At 63.9% G+C, this 5,499-nt stretch carries 5 protein-coding genes; 2 read left to right on the top strand and 3 right to left on the bottom strand.

Annotation, left to right across the window (positions count from 1 at the left end; translation table 11 throughout):
• Positions 1 to 415: 415 nt before the first annotated feature.
• Together ACIHFD_RS67525 and ACIHFD_RS67520 are read right to left on the bottom strand one after the other, a co-directional pair.
• A complete protein-coding gene (locus ACIHFD_RS67525; protein WP_397375911.1) occupies positions 416 to 562 on the bottom strand; it encodes a hypothetical protein in 147 nt (48 codons plus the stop codon).
• Between the two features lie 96 nt (positions 563 to 658).
• Complete coding sequence (locus ACIHFD_RS67520; protein WP_397375910.1) at positions 659 to 1,438, bottom strand: hypothetical protein; 780 nt, start codon at positions 1,436 to 1,438, stop codon at positions 659 to 661.
• 1,186 nt (positions 1,439 to 2,624) lie between these two features.
• Between ACIHFD_RS67520 and ACIHFD_RS67515 the strand changes: the two genes are divergently transcribed.
• Both ACIHFD_RS67515 and ACIHFD_RS67510 read left to right on the top strand, forming a co-directional pair.
• Positions 2,625 to 3,350, top strand: a complete 726-nt coding sequence (locus ACIHFD_RS67515; RefSeq protein WP_397375909.1) for an NPCBM/NEW2 domain-containing protein — start codon at positions 2,625 to 2,627, stop codon at positions 3,348 to 3,350.
• A 788-nt stretch (positions 3,351 to 4,138) separates the two neighbouring features.
• Positions 4,139 to 4,798, top strand: a complete 660-nt coding sequence (locus ACIHFD_RS67510; RefSeq protein ID WP_397375908.1) for a GNAT family N-acetyltransferase — start codon at positions 4,139 to 4,141, stop codon at positions 4,796 to 4,798.
• A gap of 5 nt (positions 4,799 to 4,803) precedes the next feature.
• Here ACIHFD_RS67510 and ACIHFD_RS67505 read toward each other — a convergent pair whose 3' ends face one another.
• Positions 4,804 to 5,352, bottom strand: a complete 549-nt coding sequence (locus ACIHFD_RS67505; protein WP_397375907.1) for an MATE family efflux transporter — start codon at positions 5,350 to 5,352, stop codon at positions 4,804 to 4,806.
• Positions 5,353 to 5,499: the final 147 nt, after the last annotated feature.

Below are 5,499 nucleotides of genomic sequence, written 5' to 3'. Positions count from 1 at the left end.
TGGTGACCAGGGTGACAAGAGCCGTATAAATCGAGAGGTTTACGTACGGATCTGTGGGAGCCGGGAGGTGAGATTCCTCCCGGCTACCCGACCGCTCGGGCTCATGTCGGAGCAGGGCGGGAGGCGGCCAAATCTCCACTGGCGTTCCTGTTCCGGGGGCCACAGGCTCACGGCTGGACACCTATGTACGCCATGTTCTTCACGGGCAGCCCTGCGCCTGTGACCTGCACGCGCAGTTCGTCGGCCAGAACGCCATGTCGTGGCCGCGCTGCGCGACTTCACCGCTACCGGGCCGAGCCAGGTGACGCCGAACGTGCCTCGACGTACCGGCGGAGCGCCTCCTGCCCATCTGGAATGAACCGGTGCTGCTTCACGAATTCGCTCAACTCGGCGCTCGTCAGCCAGCCCACCCAGCTCACCGGTACACCAGGAATCTTCCCAGCTCATCGCGGCAGACAGTGGTGGCGATGCGGTGTAGCCAGCCACGACGAATCGCATCATCCCGGTCCACAACACCCAGCACACGGTCCTGACCGTCGACACGTTCCACGAGTTCGGTCACAATGGCACGATCCCAGCTTCAGAAGCGAGCCGGAGCCCCCAGGATGCCGCGTTCCGTGTCAGGGTCGGCATCGGGACACCGTCACATAGTGCGGGGTCACTTCGCCAGCACCCGGACTTGATCGGCCGGAGGAGCGGCCACCGTCGTGTCATCCCAGTTGGAGAAGGTGATCTCCATCGGCGTCTTCGCGGTCAGCCGTTGCCGAACTGGCCGCCCCTGGCCATCGAGCCAGAGGTCGTACGTGGCCTGCGCGCCGAACTCCTCGAGCAACTTGTCGCGCAGCCGCCCCTGCGCCGCCTTGTCGCCGGCCCGGACCATGGCGTACTCGTCCTCGGTGTCCTGCAGCATCGGCAGCGGGTCGTACACCTCCAGGAACGCGCTGAGGTCCAATCCGTCGAGTGCCGCCCGCACGTCGATGGTGACCGTGTAATGGTCGAGCCCGCCATCGAGTACGGGGCCGCTCACTCGTCCCCGCGCTGCCAGCAGTGCATGCACCCGGTGGCTGTTCACCAGCGTCGTAGCCTGGCTTGTCACCACGCTGATGCCCAAGAGATTGTACGGCTCGTGCTCTTTGGTGATCTTGTCCCAGGTCTTGCCCGGTGCCACTTCCTCCTCCAGCATCTGCATATACGTCGCATCGCCCGTCCGGATGAGCCGTCCGCGCAAGCCATCGCCCAGATCAGCGGAGACATCCTGGTCCTGCCCCTTGATGACCACGGTGGCGCTCTGGGCCCCCTTCTTCGCCATCCGCTTGACGTCAGGGTGCGCCTGCAAATACGTCCCGACATATCCGGCGACCTCGGGAGCGGTCTTCGCTCCCGAACCACAACCCGCCGCCAGCAGCGCCAACACGGCGATCACCACATATCTGCGCACGCCGGGCATGCTTGCACGTCTGCGTGCAGAACCCTGCGGGCGGGACGTGCAGATCGCGTGCAGAAAGACCTGTCCATAGCCCCGAAACCGCGGCGGATCCGATCCGGAGCGGGCTGTCCGAGCTTCTCCTCCCACGGGTGAACCAGCAGCGCCTCCCGAACCCGGTCGGTCTGCCGCTCCTTGTCGCACACGTTCGCGGCCACGAGGCCGCCTTGTCCAAGCCGGCGAGTGCGCACTCCCGGAACCTGAAGTATCGGCGGATCTCGCTGCGACGCTTTCCGTGTCGAAGAGAAGCCGCGGTGACGGCCGCCTGTCAGCGTCAGGCCAGGACGGGGCCACACTCCGGCGGTGTTTTGGAGCCGCAACCGAGCCCATCGGCGCCGGCCGTCAGCTCGGACACCACCACCATCACGATGGCAAGGTTTTGAACCCCTGACTCCTTTGATGCGAAGGAAGACAGGTAAGTCTGATCATGTCGATCTGAGTCGATCGGGTGCCTCTCACCTTACAGAACACTCCGGGGAGGACTCGGGAAGTCTGAGGGAGCCGCAAGGCGGTGGCTCCCAAAAATGGCTCCTGTGGCTCCTCCCCGGAGTGGGAGAGGAACCCATGATCAACGAGTACCTTCCCGACGACAACGATGGGCGTTTCCCCGAGGACCCCCGTTCTCGTCAAGAACCCCCCTGCACGACGACCAGAACGACGATCGGGATTCGTGGCCGTGGCTACCGGGCACCGTCCTGGAACAGTGCAGCCCCGATGAGTGGCGGGTCGTCGTCGAGGTGCCCGTTCTGGCATTCCTGACCCCAGCGTGCCCAACGGCGATGCTCCAGAGAACCTTCTCTATCCTGCGTGCTTCCGTGACGTGACCGAGATTCGCGTCGTCAGCATGCAGGCCTGGCAGCGAGGGCAGAAGAACGCGGCTGACATCGCCAAACAGGCCACCGTCACCCTCAGTGGTGGCCGGTTTGCTAGGGGTTATGAGGAACGTCAGCGATTCCGATCAACATCGGCAGTGGTCGGAGCTCTAAATGATCATTGGATTTCAAGGCTCCGACATACTAGGACAATCATCAAAGCGCCACTTGCATAACGGAAAACAGATCGGGTGTTTGAGCAACTTTCTCATTAGAGCAGCATCCAGACCGAGCATACCGGTACATTGTCTCCGATTTGGAGGTGAAGAGTGGCGCAGACGAATCCACAACAGAACAATCAGGACTCCACGGGACAAATGGGCGAAGACTCTGCTATACGAATTGCCCGCATCAATCGCAGTGGTCAAATATGGCAAGCGCTACTCGGGGCATTCGGTGGCATTGTGATTGCGGCGCTTCCCATATACCTGGTAGGTCATGATCAGGGCAGCAAAGAGGGTGCCGCAAAGGAAGCGGCCAAGGGTCCCGCGACAGTCACGGCTACAGCTACCACAACCGTTAGTGCCACAGTGGCGGTCACCGGCAGCGAGAATCCCTCGCCCGACGCTGGAGGTGACAGCAATGGCGCAACATCACTATTTGATCTTGCCCCCCTGCGCGACCAGACTGACTATGAAACAACCGAGGCTAAAGTAAATACGCGACAGTACGATCGAGTGCTGCTGGGAGGAGTTCACTGCCAGGGTCAATCGGTAACCTATCAATTAGATCGCAAGTTCAAGAAATTTACGGCTACAGTCGGCCTGACGGATGACTCTTTGCGCATTCCGGTGCGATTCGATGTCTATGTAGATGGTAAGCGCGCAGGGGCCGGAACAACTGTTAATGTCGGACAAATAAAGCCCGTAGAGATTGCCGTGTCGGGTGCTTTTCGCATGCAGCTCTGGGTAGAGGATGCCAAGGACGAATATTGTCCAGCATTTGAAGAGAGTCAGCTATGGGCGGCATGGATAAAACCAACACTTCGTCCTTAAATGTCGCCGTTCACGTTACGACGCCCCCATGATTCCCATAGCCCAAGGCTGAAATTCATGAGGCCTGGCTTACTGTTAGGTGAACATGATCCACCTCCGACTCAAGGGGAACGGGATTGTGGAAGATTATCTGCAGGTCATGGCGACTGTGCCGAGCGCTGACGAGGGCGCTGCCTTGGCGAGAAGCATCACCATGCATCGTCTGGCCGCCCTCACCACGGGAGTCCGCACCGAGGAGGCACGGGCGCTGCGCTGGGATCACGTCGTCGCCTGGGATACCGAGTCTCAAGACCTGGCATCCGGTGACGGAGGTGGGGTTCAACCACAGGAAGTTCGCCATCTACGTATGGCGTGCCGATCGAGATGGAGGTGACACCAAGACCCGCAAGTCACGCCGCACGCTCGAACTGCCCAAGCTCGCGGCGTAGGCGCTCCGGCAACACCACACCCGCCAAGCCGTGCCGTCACGGAAGCGGTCTACCGGCACCAGCTCAGACCAGTGATCACCAAAGGTGCCCACACGATGAACACCATCTTCGGCGACAGCCAACGCGGGTAGAGAGTCCGACTGAGATGGCTCCCCGATTGGCTCCCATCGACTTCCAGAGATGAGAAAAGGGCCCCCGGATTACTCCGAAGACCCTTTTCACCTGCATTTTCCTGGTGGAGATGAGGGGATTCGAACCCCTGGTCCCTTCGATGCGAATGGAGGTGCCGCCGAACGTGGTGTCGGCAGGGGCGGAAACTCGGATGACGTGTCCGCCCGGTCAGCGATCACGATAGGGGTCATGCTGGTCGATCACTTTCCGCCGGCCGGGCTGCGGCTGACCACGCCGCGGCTCGAGCTGCGGCTGCCATCCCCCGAGGAGCTGGCCGAGCTGGCCGGGCTGGCCGCCGACGGCGTCCATGACCCCGACGCCTCGCCGTTCCTCGTACGGTGGACCAACGCGCCGCCCGCCAAGGCCGCCCGCAGCGTGGTCCACTACCACTGGCGGCAGCTCGGCGCGTGGACGCCGCAGGAGTGGTCGCTCGACCTCACCGTGTTCCGGGACGGCGTGGTGGCCGGGCAGCAGAGCCTCTCCGCCCGGGACCTGGGCATCACGCGTCAGGTACGCACCACCTCCTGGCTCGGGCGCCGCCACCAGGGGCAGGGGATCGGCACTGAGATGCGGGCGGCCGTACTCCATCTCGCCTTCGCCGGTCTGGACGCCGAGGTGGCGCTGTCAGGCGCGCTCGAGCACAACGTCGCCTCCCTGGCCGTCTCCCGCAAGCTCGGCTACGAGCCCGACGGCCACTGGCGGCACGCGCTGGACGGGAAGATGGTCGTGGAGCACCGGTTGCGCCTGACCAGGGACGTGTGGGAGCGGCACCGCACCGTTCCCGTCCAGATCGACGGGCTTGAGCCCTGCCTGCCCCTGATGGGCCTCGACGTGCCGTCGAGCCGCTGAGTCCGTCATCGATCGCGTGCGCTGTGCCGCATGAAACCGACGGTCTGCGTGACCAGAACGAGCAGGCGACTGGCGGTCAACGCGATCCACAGGCCCGCCAGGCCCCAGGCCGTCGTCACCGGTGTCATGGCCAGAGCGAGCAGGCCGTTCCCCACAATGGCCGAGCCCAAGGTCCAGGTCGAGCGCTTGAGACCCGTCAGGCCGGTGGCCATCACGATCCCGCAGCTGTCGGCCAGGGTGTATGCCGCCAGCAGCGGTAACAGGGGCAGGGTCAGGGCGAGCACCCGGGCGTCGGAGGTGAACAGGCCCAACACCGGCTCGCCGAGCGAGAGGACGATGAGCGCGCCGGCGAGCACGCCGATGGCGGCGACCGTCATGGCCGCCCGGTTGACGCGGCGGGCCTCACCAGGGGAGGTCGCTCTGGCGATCTCCGGCGTCGCGGCCTGCCCGATGGCGAAGGCGATCAGGCCGAGGGGGCCCCGCCAGCGACGTGAGGATCGCGTGGGCGGCAGCGCCCTGTACCCCTGTCCGCGCGGCGGCGTAGGCCGCGCCACCCTTGACCTCCTCCCCCTCGTGAACGAGGGGATTCCAACCGTCGCCGGTTGGCCTTCCTGCTTCACCGCCGGTCGCCCGCCCGAGAGGACTCTCGTGAGGTCTTACACCAGCTCCACAGGCGTTTCAGCTCTCCGCCAGCCCGGCGG

It is taken from the genome of Nonomuraea sp. NPDC051941, from assembly GCF_044593615.1.
The sequence above is the reverse complement of the archived record's forward strand: the minus strand, read 5'-3'. Positions and strand labels throughout refer to the sequence as shown.